16 protein-coding genes are annotated in these 18,977 nt (G+C 54.3%); 7 read left to right on the forward strand and 9 right to left on the reverse strand.

The annotated features are described in order from the left end of the window. Window positions 1-191 precede the first annotated feature (191 nt). From LOC67_RS04445 to LOC67_RS04455, 3 genes are read left to right on the forward strand one after another with little or no spacing between them, the layout of a single operon-like run. The gene (locus tag LOC67_RS04445; protein WP_230261306.1) at window positions 192-1,958 is read left to right on the forward strand and encodes an ABC transporter permease; all 1,767 of its coding nucleotides are present in this window, start codon (window positions 192-194) and stop codon (window positions 1,956-1,958) included. Then, window positions 1,959-3,245, forward strand: a complete 1,287-nt coding sequence (locus tag LOC67_RS04450) for a CNNM domain-containing protein (RefSeq protein ID WP_315861027.1) — start codon at window positions 1,959-1,961, stop codon at window positions 3,243-3,245. It begins immediately after the preceding gene. After that, complete coding sequence (locus LOC67_RS04455; RefSeq protein WP_230261307.1) at window positions 3,245-4,186, forward strand: CNNM domain-containing protein; 942 nt, start codon at window positions 3,245-3,247, stop codon at window positions 4,184-4,186. The genes LOC67_RS04450 and LOC67_RS04455 overlap by 1 nt, the downstream gene beginning before the upstream one ends. A gap of 90 nt (window positions 4,187-4,276) precedes the next feature. Here LOC67_RS04455 and LOC67_RS04460 read toward each other — a convergent pair whose 3' ends face one another. After that, window positions 4,277-4,597, reverse strand: a complete 321-nt coding sequence (locus LOC67_RS04460) for a hypothetical protein (RefSeq protein WP_230261308.1) — start codon at window positions 4,595-4,597, stop codon at window positions 4,277-4,279. A 414-nt stretch (window positions 4,598-5,011) separates the two neighbouring features. Next, the gene (locus LOC67_RS04465) at window positions 5,012-5,926 is read right to left on the reverse strand and encodes a tetratricopeptide repeat protein (protein ID WP_230261309.1); all 915 of its coding nucleotides are present in this window, start codon (window positions 5,924-5,926) and stop codon (window positions 5,012-5,014) included. Window positions 5,927-6,300: 374 nt separating this feature from the next. Between LOC67_RS04465 and LOC67_RS04470 the strand changes: the two genes are divergently transcribed. Continuing rightward, the gene (locus tag LOC67_RS04470; RefSeq protein WP_230261310.1) at window positions 6,301-6,735 is read left to right on the forward strand and encodes a hypothetical protein; all 435 of its coding nucleotides are present in this window, start codon (window positions 6,301-6,303) and stop codon (window positions 6,733-6,735) included. Between the two features lie 96 nt (window positions 6,736-6,831). Here the strand turns inward: LOC67_RS04470 and LOC67_RS04475 are convergent, their stop codons facing one another. The 5 genes from LOC67_RS04475 to LOC67_RS04495 form a co-directional block, all read right to left on the reverse strand. Then, entirely contained in the window at window positions 6,832-7,353 is a 522-nt protein-coding gene (locus LOC67_RS04475; RefSeq protein WP_230261311.1) for a Fur family transcriptional regulator, read from the reverse strand. A 480-nt stretch (window positions 7,354-7,833) separates the two neighbouring features. After that, complete coding sequence (locus LOC67_RS04480) at window positions 7,834-8,145, reverse strand: flagellar biosynthesis anti-sigma factor FlgM (protein ID WP_230261312.1); 312 nt, start codon at window positions 8,143-8,145, stop codon at window positions 7,834-7,836. 446 nt (window positions 8,146-8,591) lie between these two features. Next, window positions 8,592-10,751: a fused MFS/spermidine synthase gene (locus tag LOC67_RS04485; protein ID WP_230261313.1), complete on the reverse strand. Its 2,160-nt coding sequence runs from the start codon at window positions 10,749-10,751 to the stop codon at window positions 8,592-8,594. A gap of 189 nt (window positions 10,752-10,940) precedes the next feature. Continuing rightward, window positions 10,941-12,089, reverse strand: a complete 1,149-nt coding sequence (locus LOC67_RS04490) for a GNAT family N-acetyltransferase (protein WP_230261314.1) — start codon at window positions 12,087-12,089, stop codon at window positions 10,941-10,943. A gap of 180 nt (window positions 12,090-12,269) precedes the next feature. Beyond that, complete coding sequence (locus tag LOC67_RS04495; protein WP_230261315.1) at window positions 12,270-14,105, reverse strand: TIGR03960 family B12-binding radical SAM protein; 1,836 nt, start codon at window positions 14,103-14,105, stop codon at window positions 12,270-12,272. A gap of 114 nt (window positions 14,106-14,219) precedes the next feature. Between LOC67_RS04495 and nirD the strand changes: the two genes are divergently transcribed. Continuing rightward, window positions 14,220-14,555 carry a nitrite reductase small subunit NirD gene (nirD, locus tag LOC67_RS04500; RefSeq protein ID WP_230261316.1) on the forward strand — a complete coding sequence of 112 codons (336 nt, stop codon included), beginning with the start codon at window positions 14,220-14,222 and terminating at the stop codon, window positions 14,553-14,555. A gap of 173 nt (window positions 14,556-14,728) precedes the next feature. Here the strand turns inward: nirD and LOC67_RS04505 are convergent, their stop codons facing one another. Beyond that, the gene (locus tag LOC67_RS04505; protein ID WP_230261317.1) at window positions 14,729-15,412 is read right to left on the reverse strand and encodes a metal-dependent hydrolase; all 684 of its coding nucleotides are present in this window, start codon (window positions 15,410-15,412) and stop codon (window positions 14,729-14,731) included. Window positions 15,413-15,604: 192 nt separating this feature from the next. Beyond that, the gene (gene trpB / locus LOC67_RS04510; RefSeq protein WP_230261318.1) at window positions 15,605-16,828 is read right to left on the reverse strand and encodes a tryptophan synthase subunit beta; all 1,224 of its coding nucleotides are present in this window, start codon (window positions 16,826-16,828) and stop codon (window positions 15,605-15,607) included. 106 nt (window positions 16,829-16,934) lie between these two features. Between trpB and LOC67_RS04515 the strand changes: the two genes are divergently transcribed. Next, the gene (locus LOC67_RS04515) at window positions 16,935-17,876 is read left to right on the forward strand and encodes a DUF429 domain-containing protein (RefSeq protein ID WP_230261319.1); all 942 of its coding nucleotides are present in this window, start codon (window positions 16,935-16,937) and stop codon (window positions 17,874-17,876) included. A gap of 107 nt (window positions 17,877-17,983) precedes the next feature. Further along, window positions 17,984-18,868 carry a bifunctional DNA-formamidopyrimidine glycosylase/DNA-(apurinic or apyrimidinic site) lyase gene (gene mutM, locus LOC67_RS04520; protein ID WP_230261320.1) on the forward strand — a complete coding sequence of 295 codons (885 nt, stop codon included), beginning with the start codon at window positions 17,984-17,986 and terminating at the stop codon, window positions 18,866-18,868. Window positions 18,869-18,977 lie beyond the last annotated feature (109 nt).

Here is an 18,977-nt window from a genome sequence, read left to right on the forward strand (position 1 = left end):
TTCAATTGGCAGTTCAGCGCGGTTGTGCGGATTGTTTAGAATCTGCCGAATGCCGTGCTCCGTTTCCCCTCTCGGCGGTGGTTGATGTTACTCGCCGCTTGACCACGACCATTGCCGGTGGCTGCGGCGGACAATAATCTGTTGCCTTCGCCCCCCAGCGATTGCTCCATTCCTAAATCATTGATGGCTTGATGTTCGGACCCGTATTTAACCGCGAAGCGATCGTTCTTCCCAAGCGAACCAAAACTTACCTCTCTAGAGGGCTGTACGTTTTGGCGATGTTCGGGCTGATCTGCACCGGATACCTTGTGCTGGACGGTTCGCGTTCGTTGTCGACCGTTGCGGATTCCGCTCGGTTCGGTGGCTGGATGTTCTCGCTATTGTCACCCCTGCAGCTGCTGGTGTTGTCCAGTCTGGCGGCGGTCGGTTCGGCTTCCAGCGTTGCACAGGAAAAGGATCGACGGACTTTGATCCTGTTGCTGATGACGCGGTTAAGTGGCTTTGAGGTCGTTGTCGGAAAGCTAACGGCAACTCTTCTGGGTCCGTTGGCGATGTTGCTCGCTGCCCTGCCCTTGTTCCTTGTCTTGCCGTTGCTAGGTGGTGTATCGCCGGCCCAGGTTTTGTCTGTGTTTCTGGTAACGGCAGCAACCGTGGTCTTCGCCGGTTCGATCGGAACGGTGGTTGGTCTTTGGCGCGAGAAAACATTTCAAGCGATCGCGTTGACCGTTTTGATCCTGCTGATGTTGCTAGGCATTAGCGAGATCGCGATTGCGACCTTAGAGATGTCGCAGGCTTTTCGTTTAGCGATTAGCCCGATTCGGGCATTGGCCGCGGCGGCATCACCGTTGGCGAGCTTGTCTGCGGAGACTTCGTTAGGGATTTCGGTTTTTTGTGGTCTTGCTGTCGCTGGAACTGTCTTGGTTTTGGCTGTCGGCGTGATGCGGGTGAGAATCTGGAATCCGTCGCGTGAAGTCCGCATGAAAGCTCCGGAGCCGGAGACTAGTGAAGAAGCCGAATCGCAGGAATCGCCAAGCAGCTGGAAAGTGCGCCAGCCACGGCACGTGTGGAGCAATCCCGTTTTGTGGCGTGAAGTGCGAACTTGGGCGTACGGCCGAAAGGTCGTCGTGATCCGGGTTGCGTTTGCCTTGCTGTTTCTTTTGGGGGCGGCCGTTATCTACGGACAGATGCGTGACGGAACGGCGTTTGAGCCTGCCGCTAGAATCGGTCGCGCGTTGCCAGCAGCCACCCTGCCTGTCGCGGCGATCGGAGTCATCAGTCTGGTGTTGGTCAATGCACTGGCGGTCAATTCGGTGACCGGTGAACGTGACGGGTTGGCGTTGGATCTGCTGCTGGTGACCGATCTAAGCCCACGTGAATTCGTGTTTGGTAAGTTGTTGGGCGTCTTCTTCGTCGGCAAGGAATTGATCCTGTTGCCGGTCGTCTTGTTGGGATTTCTTGCTTACCAAGGTGTGATGACATTCGAGAACATGGTTTACGCGGTGCTTGGCGCGATCGTGCTGTATATGTTCGTCGCGATGTTGGGCATCCATTCGGGGATGAACTATGTTGCCGGTCGAACTGCGACCTTGGCGAGTTTAGGAACGGTTTTCTTTCTGTGTGTCGGTGTTGCGATTTGCATGACAATCATGGTTAGTTTCCGTGGTGCGTTCCAATTGCAGTTGGCGCCGTTCTTGGTGATGATTCTTGGTGGTGGGGCGGCTCTGTTTGCGTCCCTGGGATGGCGGAACCCTTCGAGTGCAATTTTCTTGGCATCGTTCACGCTACCGTTGATCACCTTTTATTCGATTACACAGTTTCTGTTGCAGACCGATCACCTGTTCGTATTCTTTTCAATGGCGGTCGGATACGGATTTACGATTGCCGCTCTAATGATTCCGGCACTAAGTGAATTTGATGTGTCTTTGGAACGCGACCGCGGTGCCGAAGGGAATAGCTGATTGAGTACGCTAGCGCCGCATGCCGGATGGCTGATGCCGATGGCGATTCTGATTGTGCTCAGTGCGCTGTTCAGCGGAAGCGAAGCGGCGCTGTTTTCGTTGGGCGCCCGCGATCGTAGACGCTTAAGACGTGGGGGCGTCGGGGGACGCATCGCTCACCGACTGCTCGAAGATTCCGAGCTGCTGCTTTCGGCGATCTTGTTTTGGAATCTCTTGATCAACATGACTTACTTTGCGATCGCCTCGATCGTGGCTGGTAAGTTGGAAGCGGATCCCAATGCGGGGACGAGTGTCGCCGCGGCGTTTACGATCAGCAGCCTGTTGGTGATCATCTTTTTCAGCGAGATGTTGCCCAAAAGTATCGCCGTCCTGGCACCGGGAAAAGCTTCGATCCTTTTGGCGCCGCCGATGGGAATGGCTGTGCGATTGATCGGTCCCATTTTGCCGATCGTGCGAACTTCGAATCTGTTGGCGGGGCGATTGCTATGGCCGACGTTTCAACCCGAAACGGAGATCGATCTGGCGGACATCGAACGGGCGGTTGAACTCGGTACCGATGATGCTGCCCTGCTGGCTCGTGAGCGTTTAGCCCTGCGAAGTTTGGTTGAGATCGCTGACATGCGTGCCAGCGAGCTGATGCGTCCACGTAGTAAACTGAAGCTTGTCGAACCTCCGCTGATTCGTGAATCGGTGTTCGAAGGTCCGATTCCTGGTGGCTATGTGATCGTCACTGATGATGAAGGTGATCGAATGGTGGGGACGGTCGCGGTTCGTCTGCTGCGTCCGAGCCAAATGGACCATTTCGAACAGTATGTCGAACCGGTGATCTACGTTCCCTGGTCCGCACCGGTGGCGCGGGTGCTGAGCCAATTGAACGAACAAGATATCAGCGTCGCAGTTGTCGTCGACGAATACGGCGACGGGATAGGAGCCTTGTCGATCGATCGGATTTTCCGACGTATGCTTGCCCCACAGCACGATCAGTTTGACGAAGCGACAGTGTCAGACGCGATCGAGGTGTGTGCGCCGGACCGTTACCGAGTTTCGGGCGGTGTTTCACTACGCCAGTTTTCCAAGCGGCTCGGCGTGGATACACCCGAAGGTTCGATCGCGACGGTGGCTGGTTTTATTCAGCGGCACAATGAACGGTTACCGCGATTGGGCGATGAGGCCATCCTCGGTGGTTTCCGCCTGACGGTCATCGAACAAGATGACGAACGGGTACGGATCGAAGCCCAACGGATCCAGGCTGACGATGCAAGCTCAATGGAAGGAGATGGCATCTGATGATCATGTTCTCGATCGCGATCTTCCTTTTCGGATTGGTCCTCAGCGCATTCTTTAGCGGCAGCGAAACGGGGCTATATCGGGTCAGCCGGACTCGATTGGTGCTCGATGCACTCGATGGTTCGCCACCGGCACGGGCGATGATTTGGTTGATCAACCGTCCAACGATCTTTGTCGCAACTACGTTGGTGGGTAACAACATCGCCAACTTTCTAACCAGCTTTGCGATTGTGATGCTGGTCGGGGAGTTGTTCGGGGCCTCGTCGACTGCTGAATTGATTGGACCGATGTTGATGACACCGATCGTGTTCGTCTTTGGCGAATTGCTGCCGAAGTATTGGTTTTTTCAGGCGCCTTATCGGTTGTTGAATCTTGTCAGCCCGCTGATTTTGCTGGCGACGGTTGTCTTCTTGCCTGTTTCGATGGTGTTAGCAGGCTTGTCGATTTTATTGAGCTTGGTGACCGGGCAGACACCACTTCGCTTGCGTTTAGCGATGGCACGTGGTGAGTTCATGCAGATCCTTCGGGCGGGCGAAGAAGCAGGCGTGCTTCATTCCGGTCAAAGGTCACTTGTCGAACAGTTATTTGATACTGGCAGTCAGATGGCGATCTCGTATGCCGTGCCACTTGATCGCTTGGCAACGGTTGATATGCCGCTCAGTGAAGAAGAAGCAAATCGCGCGCGACGTCAGAACCATCCGATCGTCTTGGTCCGAAACAAGAAGCGGATTGTTGGCTATGTGCGTTATTCGGAACTAGCGACCGCAGGGGCGGATGCTGAAGTGCGACCGGTGATTCGCGAATCGATTCACGGTCGTCACTTGAAAGTCCTGCTTCGTTTGTATGATGCTGCCAGCGAGGTCGCGCTTCTGTGTGATGATCACGACAATACGCAATCCGTCGTAACGCGACGTCAATTGTTGCAGCCGATGATCAAATGATGTCGGATCGATGCGATATCATTGACCGAACGAAAAAAGCCACGGCCTGTTGACCGTGGCTTTCAAAAATTATTTGTTCGCTAACGCGGATCAGTCTTTGCGATAGCCCAGCTGCGAAATCACATGCAGCATCTCGTCACAGGTGATGTAACGTCGGTGGTGTTGCAGTTTGTATCGGTCGATGGCCAATGCGAGTTCTCGGCCGGCATGTGACAACCCATCGTGTGAACTTCCGAATTGTCGTCGTTCACCTGAGGTTCGGGACCCGCCCTGTTTTCGTCGATCGACAAATCCGCCATTCATTGTGGAAGACTGATTGGACGATGTCGCAGATGATTGAGAAGTCGTTGGGATCGGATGAGAAGTTACCAGGTCGGACGCTTGCAGCGACTCGGTATTGGAGAGCGACATGAAAAGATCTCATTTAGTGAAGGAACGTGGTTGTGTGGGCAAGTTCCGATCCGTCGGCCTACCAATCCTGATGGGCATCACCGGCTGCAAATAAAACACGCCAGTGTGGGGCAACTGCCACAATGATGCGGTTGACGAACGGGAAGAAACATTCGTCCGAGCCGCATCGGCCTACACAGTTCGTCACCCAAGCGTAGGTTACCGCTGGGGACCGGGCGGAATGATGCGGGAGAAAACTAACGAGACCGTCCGCAGGAAAACCCGCGTGTAACAGTCATGGGCGACTGCACGGGCAGATTGACGAACGATCAATCGCTATAGCCGGATTAATCAGACGAATCCTGATACTTCGGTTGAGGATCACCGGGCCACTGCATGATGCCTTGATGGGGCCTGTGAGGAGATCGAACAACTCTACCTCAGTTTTCGTTCCTCAGCAGCCTTTGTCGCGGCAAGTTGTTCTGGGGTTAACAGGAACGCCGACCAACCGCTTTCAACGACCAGAGGTTCATTCAGACGGATCGCTTCGGCGATTTCTTCGCTTGCCCCAGCCTTGTCACCTTGTTCGAGCCGAATCGCCGCGATCTGCAAGCGAGGTTCGGCCATCTCCGGGGCCAGCAGCTTTGCTTTGGCAAAATGTTTAATTGCCAACTCGGGACGACCGAGATTTTTCATCGCGATGCCACGCAGCATGTGTCCGCGTGTCGGCAGCGATCCGATCGCACTTTCATCCTCGGCGCGATCGAGGGTCGCCAAGACCCGGTCATAACGCTCGTGGTTGAGGTAGATTTCTGCGACTCGCATTTTGACATCGACAATATCGGGTTGTAACGCCAGTGCGCGGTGGTACGCGGCTAAAGCTTCGTCCTGATCTTGATGCGCGTTTAGGCAGTCACCGCACAGCACCCATGTTTCTGCCATATCCCGCTGTAATGACAAAGCGATCTCGGCTTGCTTTTGGGCATCCTCCAGGCGATCGACTTCCAGGTACATCTGCCCTAGCCGAACGACCAGACGCGGGTCTTGTTCGCTTAGTTTGACCGCCGTTTCCATGTGCCGGATGGCGGCTTCCTTCTGATCGCGATTCCAGTACGCTTCGGAAAGCCCCCGATGGGCACGGTCATCAGTCTTGCATAGCACCAAGGCTTCTTCAAAAAGGTGCTCGGCTTGGTCCCATTGCCCCTGACGCATGAATTCCATGCCGCTACGCGAAAGCCGTCGGGCACCCAAGGTTTCGCCGCTGTTGCCAATCTTACGGATCGTGCGGCATCCACAAAGCTGGATACAGAGCGCGATCATGCATAGATTCAGCCAAGCACGGGCGTCCATTTATTTGTGCGAGCAGTAATTGGGGTGGCTGGCGTTTGTCGCAGAAAAGTCGTTTGCCAATTCAGCGCCCAACTCCTTTCGGTCGCAAACGGTTCACGTTGCCAGTTTGATCTAGGTCTAAGCGGCTGGACCTGAAACAATATCGAGCCCGCCAGTTGGCAGCCTTCGACGGTTTTCCCAAGTGACCATTTCGGTCCCTTGGGCAGATCCGCCGAATGGTGGTGGATCGGATGGTCGCTTTCGAGTTGAGGCTTGATTGACAAAGATGACATCTACCAGCGAAGTGCCATCGAACGCAAGATGTAGTTTTCGAGGCTGACGTGTTCGTCACCCGATCGGTAATTTCCCGACTCCCCTTCCCTGCTCCGTTTGAAATGCCCGCCCAATTTGACAGTTTCGGAATCCGGTTTCTCTATCCCGATAACTGGGAAGTCGCCCAGCGTGACGAAGACGAAGGCGACCAGGGTGTCACATTGGACATCCCAGGTGGCGGCTTTTTAGCTATCGAACGTACGCAGGCTGACCGAGTGGATGAATTGGTCGAAGGCATCGTTGGTGCGATCACGTCCGAGTATGACCACCCGGAGCGAGATCAAACATCGATGGAGGTACTGCCGGAGGATACGAAAGCAACCGATTTGCGTTTCTACTATTTGGATCTGCTGATCGTCAGTCGGCTTGTCGTTTTGGACAACCTTCCGGACTGGCCCGAAGAGGATGTCCTTGTCGTTCAATTGCAAGCCGAAAGCCGCGACTTCGATAAGAACGAGCCCATTTTGGCGGCGATCTTCAAGCAGATTTTGGGATAGTACCCGAGGACTGCGACCGACCAGGTACTGTTTTTACGTGTCCCTGAGGTCTCGATCGCGTAATGTGATCCAGGCAATTGCCATGACGATGGCTTGCTAGACGAGATCTTGCTTTCGCTTTTTACGTCGACTTCGCGAACATTCACGGCAGATGCCTTGAATGATCATTCGATGGCTTTCGACACGAAATCCGTGCAATGCGGCGACGGAATCTCGAATCGCGATCAGTTCGTCGCTCTGAAATTCCAACAGCTTGCGGCACCGTGTGCAGTACAGGTGGTCGTGTTGGGGGTAGCCGTAGTCATGGTCGTAAACCGTTCGGCCATCGAGCTGAAAACTATTAAGAAGCCCAGCGTCGACGCATTCACGTAGCGTACGATAAACGGTCGCCGTGCTGACGTAATTCGGTTCACCACGTCGAGGAAGACGTTCGATGAGCTCTTCGGCGTCAAAGTGATCGTGCTGGCTGAAAACTTGATCGATCAAGAACTTGCGTTGATTGGTTTGTCTTAAACCACGTGACTGCAGATATTCGCTAAAACGCTCCTGTGGCGAAAGCGAAACCTTGAGAGGTTCGACCTTGGTTGCCACGGGATCACCAGTGGTCTGATCGGGCATCTTTGACGTTTCAGACAATGAACTAGAAACAGTTTTCAGAGAAGAATTGAGCAAGCTCGACGGCAGTACATCCACAGTCTACACGGCGATCAAATGGCTGTCGCCCGGCAGAGGGATTTTGCGATGCTGGAAACGCGATCGGTCGAGAATCGGCTCCGGTGGCGACCAAGATCTTTGATAAGGTGGCGAGATTCCCCCGAATCGAATGGCGGGAACTCTCGTTCAGATCTCTTGCGTGTTAGGGCTGGCCACGAATACCTACAACGGATTCGCAGCGCATACCTTGCTTCCGTCTGAAAACTTGTAGCGCGAGATTTCGGAGAGCCGAACGGTGTTCGATGCGGATGACCGCACCTTCAGCCGTGTGAGCGCTAACTTGCCTAGGTTTTCAGACAGCGACCGGTGCTTGTATTACCAAGCCTTACGGGGGCAATCATCGCTGCCCCCCCGGGCATGAATGCCCACTGGTCCAGACGGCGTTTAGCCGAGTAGATCGAGGAAGCGATCCAGGGCCGCGTCCATTTTTTCTGGGGTGTCGTATGCACCATCAGCGATTTGACGGCGAATCTCAGCCACTCGCTCAAAGCGAATGCCTTCACCAGCGACTGCGTTCTGACCGTCAATACGGCTCGCGCTGGCGGCTGATGAGCTCAAGTCAAGCTGATCAACCGGTCCACGGCTGGTGACTTGCTCGGCTGCGCGAGTCGATTCGTTTCCAGCGACCTTGCCGGTGGCTTGGACGTTGGAAGTTGATTGTGTAGTGCTAACCCGAAAGGGGCCGTAGATTTGCATCTGAGCTTTGCTCCGGTGACGATGGGAGGATTATACCGATGCCGATGACCGAAAGCGGTAACCAAAGGTGCATCGGATGGCGAGATTGAGCGACGGGGCCGGATTGACGCGCAACAATGTCCGTTGTTGCTCTCCAATCGTTTCCGCATCGGCCAAGAGCGCCGCGATCCATGTCCCAGGATGCAATCCATTCAGCTTTAAAGAGACTCTTGCTAGCGCAAAGCAAGCGGAAACAGTTTAAGTACTCGGCAGGACCGAGGGCTAAACCTGAGCCTTTTTAGATAACTTTCGGCGCGCATCCTGAGGACGTCGAATCCGACGGTAGCAAACTCAGGTCGGCGATTTCAAGTCGAATCAGAAGAGATTCTTCAATCTCGTATTCAAATGCTTGCAATGCGGTGTCGACTTTGAGAAGTAGCCGACCACCGCGTGAGTTTTAGCATGCATTATTGCCACAGACGCAACACACTAACCAGGTCGTGATGTTGGTCAGTCCACAGTGGAGCTTCACGTAGCATCTGTTCGGTTGCCTTCGTGGCTTTGGCGAGTCCTTCGATTTCAAAGATCTTGTGTCCAGGCTTGGCAATGATCATCCATGTCGAATGCGTTGTGCCGATCTCGTTGTTGCCAATGCCTTCCAACATTCGGCTTTCAAGACCCGCATCGCTACTGAGTCGATGCACCAACGGTGACAATTCGAGGTGATTGTTGGAGGTGTGGATGGCGAGCACACCATTTTCGGCGAGCCGCTGTTTGTAAAGCTGAAGGGATTCGCGCGTCAAAAGGTGCGCCGGGATCGCGTCACTGCTGAAGGCATCAAGAACTAGTAGATCGAACTTCTTATCATGCATCCGTTCGAGCACCAAACGTCCGTCACCGATGTGCCGATTCAATTGGCTTGGACAATCACGCATGAAGGTGAAGTAACGGTCTGCAATGTCGATGACGGCGGGATTGATTTCGATCAGATCGTATTGATCCGAAGGACGTCCGTATGTGGTCAAGACTCCACAGCCGAGCCCTACGATTCCGATTCGAAGTGACTCATGTTGTTGTTGCAGTGATTTTGTGACGATGCCGACACCACTTTCATGGCCATAGTAAGTCGTCGGTTGTGCCTGATTAGGTTCGTATCGCTGCATCCCGTGCAATGTGCTGCCGTGGACCAAACAGATCCCCAGAGGCTTTTCACGGACTTTCAGAACACCAAAGAAGTTTCTCTGCGATGCGATCGTTCGATGGTTTGAAACAAAGGCCATCGTGATGATTGGTGTGACCATCACCAGCAATGCGCCAAACTTTAGCCGAGCAGCAGCGGCCCAGTCATAGTTGGGCTGGTTCCATCCCTTGCAGGCGAAAAACAATAGGAACGTCAACGCGGTTACCAGCGCGACAAAGAATGGCAATTCGGCGTGGTTGTTCAGCAGTAGCGGACAAACAATCGCGACGATGATTCCTCCAAGTGCGCCACCAGCAGAGAGCATGGCGTAGTAGAGCGTCAAACGGTTGGTGGCCGGTTTTAATCGCGCGACTTCCCCATGGCATAGCAAGCACGCGCCGAACAACATCACCATGTAGCAAGTTGCCTCGGCGAGCAATTGGACGCTACCGGGTAGCATTGTTTTGCCCTGAATCAAAGCCAGTGCCGCCAACGTTACCGCTGCGATCGGTTTCGGACGGTACCACTGCGGTGAATCAAAGCAGACGATGAAGCTGGCAAGGTAAAGGCTTAGCGGAAGTACCCACAGGAATGGCACAACGGCAATGTCTTGGCAGACGTGATTGGTGACGACCAACAACATGACACTGGCAAGGGCTGGTAAAGCTATCCAGGCGAGCAGTTGTTTCTTTGGAACCTTCGTATCGGTCGACGAAACTTCTGTGCCCTCGGAGGGATGAGATGGACTTTGACGCTGCATTCGCAGCAAGCTGGTCGCGACGTAACCCTGAACCAAGACAAAGGCAAGGAACAGCAAAGACCAAAGCGTCGATTGGTTCGAAACGGACAAAACCGGTTCGAACAAAAACGGGTAGCTGAGCAGCGCGAACAACGATCCGGCATTTGAGAGTGCGTACAAGCGGTAAACGCGTTCGCTGCTATCTTGCAAACTTAGCCAAGCTTGGATCAGCGGTCCTGTGCTGGATAGAACAAAGTACGGCAAGCCGACATGCCTGGCCAACATCCACAGCAGGTAGAACATCGGCGATTCCGTTCCCGTTGGCTTCCAAGCATCGGTCGGTTCGATCGGAACCATCAATGCGGCCACACACAATAGCGATAGATGAATGATGGCTTGGACGAACGGGGCACAAAACGTTCGCAGCAGGTGTGCGTAGAGATACCCTGCAAACAGGAGAACTTGGAAGAACAGCATGCAGGTTGTCCAAACCGCAGGGGTGCCACCGAACCATGGGAGCACACATTTGCTAATGATCGGTTGGACTTGGAAAACCAAGAAGGCTCCCAACAAGGTCGCCGCGGCAAACCAAAGCAGAGACCGTCCGCCGGCCGAATCAACGATCCCGGATTCGGGTGACAGGTGTTCTAAAGAACGTTGGTCCGGATTTGACGATGTTGCGTGCTGAAGCGATTCGGGGGCAGACATGAACGGTGGAGATCCCACGTGCGAGTCAACGATTGTCTGTCTCAGTCCCTGTTTCCAGGTGTTTCGATTCGTTGAAGACAGAATGGACGAGGAAACGTAGGTTTAAAAAAACGTTCCATCAAATCGAAGTCGCATATCTGGGCCGAACCGGTGTTCTTTGTTTCGCCCCAATTGGTTTTCGCTGCGCGATCAAGGTTTACGCAACCGCTTGACCGTCTGGGCCAACTTTTGCAGTGCTGGTAGGACCGTTCGAGGGACTGGATTCGTCCAAGGATGCAAGCTGACGACCAGGTGCTGAAATGCTAAGCGGTCTTCGTACAGGGTGTTCAGCAATTCGTTGTCTGGATCACCACATGAATCGCACAGCGAGATCCCTTGCGAAAACATTCGCTGGACGTTGTGCCATTCCAATAACATTCCTGGCGAGTGCTCCGCGTATCGCTCGTCGAACGCCGTTTTGTAGCACGCGATGTGATCTTGTGTTCGGATATCGACGAGCATCGCGATCGGGGCACCGTCAACAGAAAGTCGAGTCAATTGAAGCTTTTCGGAATCAATCAGTTCACCGACGACATCGACAAAGAACCCAAGAGTATCGTCCTCGGAGGCGAACGCGGTCGAAGCGTTGCCTTTCCAACCGGATGCTTCTAGGTCCAGAAAAATTTCCATCCACTCACGGGACTGTCGCCTCGTCTGAGCTGTTTCAAATCGGACTTTCCCAAGCGATTCAAGGTTCTTTAGTGCTCGATTGATCTTTTTGCGACGGTTCTTCGAAAGGACGCGGCGAAGGTAGTCGTCGATGTCGCCTTGAGGACGTAGCGCAGCGCGTTGAAATTGATCGCGTCGAAAGGCGGCCAGTGATTGTTTCGTGATCGCATTTGCCATCGCCACCTCGAATGGCTCTTCGGCAGACGCTGTATTGAGACTCAGCAGTCGATACCCAGCCTGGCGAAGTGAGGCAAAGAACGCTTGCAGCGTTTCGTCGGCAAATTGCGAATCTAATAGCGGTGTCGAATCGAAGGCTTCATCCGGACGCCAAGCTTCGGCCGCTCGGATCGGCAGCCCATAAAGCCGTGTCGAAACAATTGGCATCAAGCCAACCAACTCGTTCCCGCGTTCTGCGACAAGGACACGAACCGAGCCGATGTCGATTGTCCGTAACAACGACAACAGGAATTCAGGTTCGTAGCAGGGATTCGTCCAGATACAACGCTCCACCAACGCTTCCCAACGCGGGATCAGCGTTAACAGTTCGTTGTACCGCGAGAAACGGACCTGTAGCCGCGTTTCGGATGCGATGGCAGAATCGTTCTGCGATGATAGCTCAGCAACTGGCATCGTGTCACAATCGCACAATGGGGGGAACCGACTCGTCTGTTCAACCCTAGGACGTGGACACAATTGAGCGAGCACAAAATGATCATCCGGTGGTCGAGGGGCGAAACCGATGACGGTGTAACGATCATGTCGATGTTTCGGCCTAACCTATCTGCAGCGGATGACGCTCATCCCTAGCGATCAAACGGCGTTCGCCATTGCGGCTAATTGGACGGTTGCCCTGCCCTGCTCTTTTTCCAGGTAGGCACGACCAAATTTAACGTTGACGTGATCCCAGGGGAGCTTGTCCATCATTTCGTAGCTTTCATGGACTTGGCGTTCGATGTCGATCCCGGCGTCGTGAATCGCGGTCCACCAACGTTCCGGATCCAAGTACTCGGTCCAGCCGTCCATTCGGGCGCCACGTTCCCAAGCCATACGGATTGCGTCGCCGGTGCGGCGGTCGCCGCGGCTGAGTACGCCTTCAAGTAGGCTGGTTTCGATGTTGTGGCACTTCACGTTGACGCTACGGATCTGACGACGACTCCATAGGTACTTGTGAGCCCATTTGAAGTACTCGCGTCGCTGCATCCCGTTCCACTGATAAGGCGTGTGAGCTTTGGGAACAAAGTTCGACACACTGGCAGTGACCCGTGCGTATCGTCCTCGCACTTCCTTGCCGACGGTGGCGATCGTTTCGGCCAAGTCGATGATGCCATCCAAATCGACTTCTCGCTCACCCGGCAAGCCACACATGAAGTACAGCTTGACGCTATCGAAACCGTTTTGAAACGCGTTGCGGCAGCCTTCGATCAAGTCACTATTCTTAATCTTCTTGCGAATTTGCTCTCGCATATCATCGCGAGCGACTTCTGGTGCCAGCGTCAGAGAGCTTCGGCGATCGGTGCCGATCAATTGTGGCAGCGATCGGAGCTGGTCGTTCACCCGCAGGCTGGGGACGCTGATGTTGACGCCCAGCGGTTTGAAAACTTCGTGCAGTCGTTTGACGAGCGGTTCGAAGTGCGGGTAGTCGCTACTGGAAAGCGATAGGATGCTGATCTCATTGTGTCCGGTGTTGAGATAGCTTTCCCAAGCGGCATCAACGATGGTTTCGACTTCGCGGATTCGCAGCGGTCGCTTGATCACAGTGCTTTGACAGAAGCGACACAGGTGTGGGCAACCACGCATGATCTCGATCGCGATTCGATCGTGTACACAATCGATGTAGGGCACGATCGGCTTGGTGGGCAGCGGTATGCCGTCCAAGTCACTAATCACACTTGGTGCGATGGTCGCAGGGACGTCATCACGAATCCGTTTTAGATCGGCGATGCGGCCGTTGTCGTAGGAAGGCTGGTAGAACCTTGGGACGTATGCGTATTCGAGCGTTTTGGCGACTTCGGCCAAGGCATCTTCGCGTTGTTTGCGTCCCGCTTCACCGGTCGCGAAAGACCCGTCGGGTTGGCGGCATTGATTTTTTAGCTTCAGCCAAAGGTCACAAATAACAGGCAGTGCCGGTTCGCCGTCGCCGGTGATCATGACGTCGAAGTAGTCTGCCATCGGTTCAGGGTTTTGGCAGCACGGCCCGCCGGCGACCATCAGTGGGTCGGCCATGGTGCGGTCGCAGGCTTTCAGCGGGATGCCGCCCAGATCGATCATCGTCAAAACGTTGGGCGAGCTGATTTCGTACTGTAAGCTCAGCCCGACGACGTCAAATTCAGAAAGCGCGGTGAACGTTTCCAAGGTGTATAGCGGGATGTCGTTCTTTCGCAGCAACTGTTCCATGTCCGGCCATGGCGTGAAGACACGCTCGGCGCACCAATCGTCACGGCGATTGATAAGTGAATACAGCACCTGCAGCCCGTGGTGGCTCATCCCGATGGTGTAGGCGTCGGGGAATCCGATCGCCAGTTTTCCTCGCACACTTCGGTGGTCTTTGACGATGATGTTCCGCTCGCCACCGACATATTGGGCTGGCGTTTGAACGTGGGGCCAGACTCGAGATTCGAGTTGTTTTCGACGTTTTTGATTGATCATGCGGAACGCACAGGAATTTGCGGGAGTGGGCAGTGAGACTGCGAACGCCTAAAGTGTGACTGCTGAGGGGCTATTTTTGCAAGGCAAACTCTTTTTGACGCAGGCGTCCGACCGGTGAGTGACTTTGAATCTGTAGGAAAAGTTAGTGATTTCGAGAAAGGCCGCGGTCGAGCGGTTCCCGTCAATGGCCGTATGGTGGCCGTTTTTCGGCAGGAAGACGGCAGTTGGTACGCGATTGACGATCTCTGTCCGCACATGGGGGCTTCACTCGCTGAGGGGTACGTCGAAGGCAATTCGGTGACTTGCCCCTGGCACGCGTGGCGATTCTGTGTTGCCGACGGAACGTGGGAAGACAATCCGCGGGTAAAGGTTGATTGTTTCGAGGTCAAGGTTGAAGACGACGAAGTCTTCGTTCGCGAGCGTGAAAAAGAACAGCCCACAAAGAACTAGAAGCCAAGAGCTAGAACTCGTCGGCGTTGCGATTTCAACGCGGTTTAGTTGGGATCAAAAGCAGACCCGGAACCGTTTCGGCTAGGACCGTCATGGCTAGAAGATCAAGTGACTTCAAGCCGCGACGGTTCTGGATAGGTCAAACCCTGAGCGGGTGAAATCGCTTCTCGCGATCAGACTTCGAATGTTTCGCCAACTTGTAGCACGACCGGTTCGGCGTCAGTCTCCGAACGAACTTCAGCAGCCCAGTGTGCGGCGTTCTGTTCGATCGGTGGCCAAGTGTCGTAGTGCGTTGGCAGAACGTATTTAGGTTCAATCAGCTTCGTCGCTTGGATGCTGTCGTGAACACCCATGGTGTAAAGATCGCCGATCGGAAGAACGGCAATATCTACTCCACCGGCATACCATTTCATGTCGCTGAAGTATGCGGTGTCGCAAGCAAAGTAGATTCGTCGGTCACCAAAGTTCAGGACGAATCCGGCAGGCATGCCACCATAGGAACCGTCCGGCAGTACACTACTATGAATGGCCGGAACCATTTTTACTGACCCATCGGGAACGTCGACTTTACCACCGATGTTCATTCCCATGACATTAGACAGTTGGCTCTTTTGCTGAAGCCACTGTGCGATTTCGAAAATCGCGATTACTTGGGCGCCGGACTTTTCGGCAACGGCGGCGACATCGGCAACATGATCGAAGTGGCCATGCGATACCAGGATATGGGTGCAGTCGGCGAAGTCATCAGCTTTCGCGGTGGCTTTTGGATTGTCCGTAAAAAACGGATCCAACAGGATTCGCATTGACTGGGTTTCGATGTACCAACTTGCGTGTGACAGCCATGTCAATTTGATCATTTGCTTTCTGAACTAAGTGCCAATCCGAAAGGAGTCTGACCCTTTGGAGGCGAGACAGTTTTTCTTGAGTTTCACGGCCTTGCTGGAGAGGGTCAGACCCCTTTTCGGCAAGGCTCTATGTGGATGAAGGCATCGACTTGTTAGCTTCGTCAGTGATGCAACGTTGTTGCTTATCGGCGATCAAAGCTCGGCTCAATAATCTTCGCCGCGTAAACGTGCAATCTCCATCGCATCTTTATCTCCTCGGCCCGAAAGGCAAACGACCAGGTTCTGATCCGGTTTCATTTCGCCGGCCAACTTGATCGCCTGAGCCAGCGCGTGGCTGGATTCGAGCGCGGGAATAATGCCTTCGGTGCGCGCCAATTTGTCAAACGCTTGCATGGCATCGGCATCACCGCATTGGACATAGTCGACTCGACCGGTGTCTTTCCAATAACTGTGTTCAGGGCCGACGCCTGGATAGTCCAGTCCGGCGCTCATGCTGTGAACGTCACAGGTTTGGCCATCGTCGTCCTGCATCACATAGCTGTAACTGCCATGTAGGACTCCGGGCGAACCGAATGTCATCGGGGCGGCATGGTCACCGGGATTGGTGCCGCGTCCGCCGGCTTCGACGCCGACCAATCGGACGTCGTCGTCTTCGATGAACGGATAGAACATTCCCGCCGCGTTGCTTCCGCCGCCGACACAGGCGACCACACATTCGGGTTGTTTGCCGAAGACTTCTTGTGATTGGTCACGCGTTTCACGACCGATCACCGATTGAAAATCACGAACCATCATCGGAAATGGGTGTGGTCCGATCACGCTGCCAATGATGTAGTGCGTGTCCTCGACAGACGACATCCAATCACGCATCGCTTCGTTGACCGCGTCACGTAATGTTCGCGATCCGCTTTCGACGGGACTGATTTCTGCGCCCAGCAATCGCATGCTGAACACGTTGGGCTTTTGCCGGCGGATGTCTTCGGCACCCATGTAGACAACACAGGGAAGGCCAAAGTGGGCGCATGCCGTCGCGGTGGCAACGCCGTGCTGTCCGGCTCCTGTTTCAGCGATGACACGCGTTTTTCCCATCCGCAGTGTCAGCAAGGCCTGGCCAAGCGTGTTGTTGATTTTGTGAGCACCGGTGTGGTTCAAATCTTCGCGTTTAAGCCAAATTTGTGCCCCGCCGCAGGCTTCGCTAAGCCGTTTTGCGTGATAAAACGGACTCGGTCGGCCGACAAAAGTTTTGAGAAGACCGGCAAGTTCACGCTGGAATTCAGGGTCTTTCTTGGCAACCTCGTATTCCTCGGAAAGCTGCTCGAGCGCGCGAGTCAGCGTTTCTGGAACGAAACGGCCACCGAAATCGCCAAATCGGCCGCGTTCATCTGGAACTGACGCCGAAGCGGCCCCAGTCGTAGGGACGGTACTCATACTGCTATTGTTTGGTGTTGTTATGTATTGGACGCGCCGGCAAGGATCCGCCGCATGGATCCGCCCGGTGCGTCACTGAAAGCACATCTTCCCCCGCTGAAGTCCCGTGGTCAACGCAGCTAGTTCGAACCAGGCGAAATCTGATTCGCTGTCGCTTTCCAAAGCCAGTCGTGTCTTGGAACAAATCCCTTCGCTGCCGATCAATACCGTGATGGGAATCGATTACAGCGGGTCCGCGAAAAGTGGCCGGACCGCTTGGGCGGCTGAGTTGATTCTGGACAAATCAGTCGACGGCCCCCCTGTTTTGCGGCTCGTGTCACTGCAGCCGCTCGGCAGGCTTGCCGCCAGCGATGATCGCGAACGGGTCAACGAGTATCTTACAGACCGAATTCGAATCCAGAAGGAAACGCTCTGGGGATGCGATTTTCCGTTCGGATTGCCGATCGAGCTATCGCTTGGGGGGTGGAGGAACCAGCTCGATCTGATTGGCAAGTTCAATGGAAATGCCAAAGAATTCGGCAGAACACTTGTGGAGCTCTCACTTCAGGAAACGGGTTCCCTGCATGTGCGGCGGACAACCGATCAGGAAACCAAAACGCCATTTGATTGTTATCACTACAGAATCATCTACCAGACTTTCCACGGAATGCGCGACATCTTGGCAAACCTGATCGCTGAACCTGCCGTTGCGATCTTGCCATTTCAATACAGACGCGAGTCAAAAACACCGCTCCGCTCGATCATTGCCGAAGCATGTCCATCGTCCACGTTGAAAAAATTGCAATTACCTTTTCGGCGATACAAACAGTCCGGAGGCCAGGCACCGACGGATGATCAAAAACACGTTCGCCGAGCAATCTTGGCAGGGATAAAACATCTTGTTGAAATCTCACCGCATCGCCGCAAGGTGATCATGAATGATCCCGGCGGCGATGCCCTGGATGCGGTGCTTGCCGGAGTCGGTGTTTGGACGGCCTTTGTGAATGCGGATCATCGGGAAATTGCGAACCACCCTCGCTATCACAAAGAGGGTTACGTGTATTGTTAGTGGCGATTGATTGTTTATTGCGAATGCGAGGCAAAATCTACGCAGGCATTTTCCCAGGTCGATTCAGACCGAACCACTTACTAATCGAAGGATATTAAAGCGAGTTCATGCCGGAGCTTCCCGAAGTCGAAACGATGCGCCGCGGCGTTATGCCGATTGTGGGGCAACGAATCGTGGCGGCAGAGTGTCCGCCCTGCCAGCGACGTCCGATCTTGATGGAACCGGGCATCGGTACCATCAATCGCCGGCTACGTGATCGTGAAATCTGCGGTATCGAGCGGCTCGGAAAGCGTGTGATCATTGTGCTTGATGATGGGCAATCGATTGTGATCGAGCCTCGGATGACAGGTTTGGTCTTGTTGGCCGATCCGCCGACAACCGACCATTTGCGGTTTCGAATGAAGCTGACCGGCGAAATTCATCCCGAGCTACTGTTTTGGGATCGTCGCGGACTTGGCACGCTCAGGTTGCTTCAGCCAGGGCAACTGGAACAGCAGGTTCGGGCCAAGCTCGGTCAGGATGCGCTTCAGATCGATGCAGAATCGCTTCGCGACCAATTGAAATCTAGTCGACGCGTCATCAAAGTCGCATTGCTTGACCAACGAGCTGTTGCCGGCATTGGGAATTTGTACGCCGCAGAGATTTTGTTTGTGGCGGGTGTCGATCCGAGAACGCGATGTGATCAACTTTCAATGCCGCAATGGCAACGCATCGTCGTTGCCACGGGCCTGGTGTTGCACGAAGCGATCGCGCACGAAGGCAGTACGCTATCGGATGGCACCTACCGCAACGCGCTGAACCAATCCGGTGGCTATCAAAACTATCACCGCGTGTACGACCGAGCCGATCAGCCCTGTTCGCGATGTCAGCTGGGTACCATCCGCCGTATCGTTCAAGCCCAACGCAGCACGTTTTTCTGCCCCGTTTGTCAGAAGAAAAGCGGCCTGCACCCGACGGTCGAAAAAATCGAAGTGTCGTCGGGGGGCGGTTAATGGTTAGACTTGGTGGTCGTTCGCAGTCGAAGGCCTTCGGTTAAAATGCGAGGAACCGCGATCGCGTTTTCGGGTTGGAACCGTGTTTTCAGGTGACAATCTTGTCTGC

Source organism: Stieleria sp. JC731 (assembly GCF_020966635.1).
In the GTDB taxonomy this organism is placed as follows: Bacteria; Planctomycetota; Planctomycetia; order Pirellulales; family Pirellulaceae; genus Stieleria.

What these genes read in the sequence shown, in the direction of transcription:
- LOC67_RS04470 (WP_230261310.1), top strand. Translation starts at nt 6,301, where the DNA reads ATGCCCGCCCAATTTGACAGTTTCGGAATCCGGTTTCTCTATCCCGAT.
- LOC67_RS04460 (WP_230261308.1), bottom strand. Translation starts at nt 4,597, where the DNA reads ATGTCGCTCTCCAATACCGAGTCGCTGCAAGCGTCCGACCTGGTAACT.
- LOC67_RS04475 (WP_230261311.1), bottom strand. Translation starts at nt 7,353, where the DNA reads ATGCCCGATCAGACCACTGGTGATCCCGTGGCAACCAAGGTCGAACCT.
- mutM (WP_230261320.1), top strand. Translation starts at nt 17,984, where the DNA reads ATGCCGGAGCTTCCCGAAGTCGAAACGATGCGCCGCGGCGTTATGCCG.
- LOC67_RS04485 (WP_230261313.1), bottom strand. Translation starts at nt 10,751, where the DNA reads ATGTCTGCCCCCGAATCGCTTCAGCACGCAACATCGTCAAATCCGGAC.
- LOC67_RS04480 (WP_230261312.1), bottom strand. Translation starts at nt 8,145, where the DNA reads ATGCAAATCTACGGCCCCTTTCGGGTTAGCACTACACAATCAACTTCC.
- trpB (WP_230261318.1), bottom strand. Translation starts at nt 16,828, where the DNA reads ATGAGTACCGTCCCTACGACTGGGGCCGCTTCGGCGTCAGTTCCAGAT.
- LOC67_RS04490 (WP_230261314.1), bottom strand. Translation starts at nt 12,089, where the DNA reads ATGCCAGTTGCTGAGCTATCATCGCAGAACGATTCTGCCATCGCATCC.
- LOC67_RS04465 (WP_230261309.1), bottom strand. Translation starts at nt 5,926, where the DNA reads ATGGACGCCCGTGCTTGGCTGAATCTATGCATGATCGCGCTCTGTATC.
- LOC67_RS04495 (WP_230261315.1), bottom strand. Translation starts at nt 14,105, where the DNA reads ATGATCAATCAAAAACGTCGAAAACAACTCGAATCTCGAGTCTGGCCC.
- LOC67_RS04505 (WP_230261317.1), bottom strand. Translation starts at nt 15,412, where the DNA reads ATGATCAAATTGACATGGCTGTCACACGCAAGTTGGTACATCGAAACC.
- LOC67_RS04445 (WP_230261306.1), top strand. Translation starts at nt 192, where the DNA reads ATGTTCGGACCCGTATTTAACCGCGAAGCGATCGTTCTTCCCAAGCGA.
- LOC67_RS04455 (WP_230261307.1), top strand. Translation starts at nt 3,245, where the DNA reads ATGATCATGTTCTCGATCGCGATCTTCCTTTTCGGATTGGTCCTCAGC.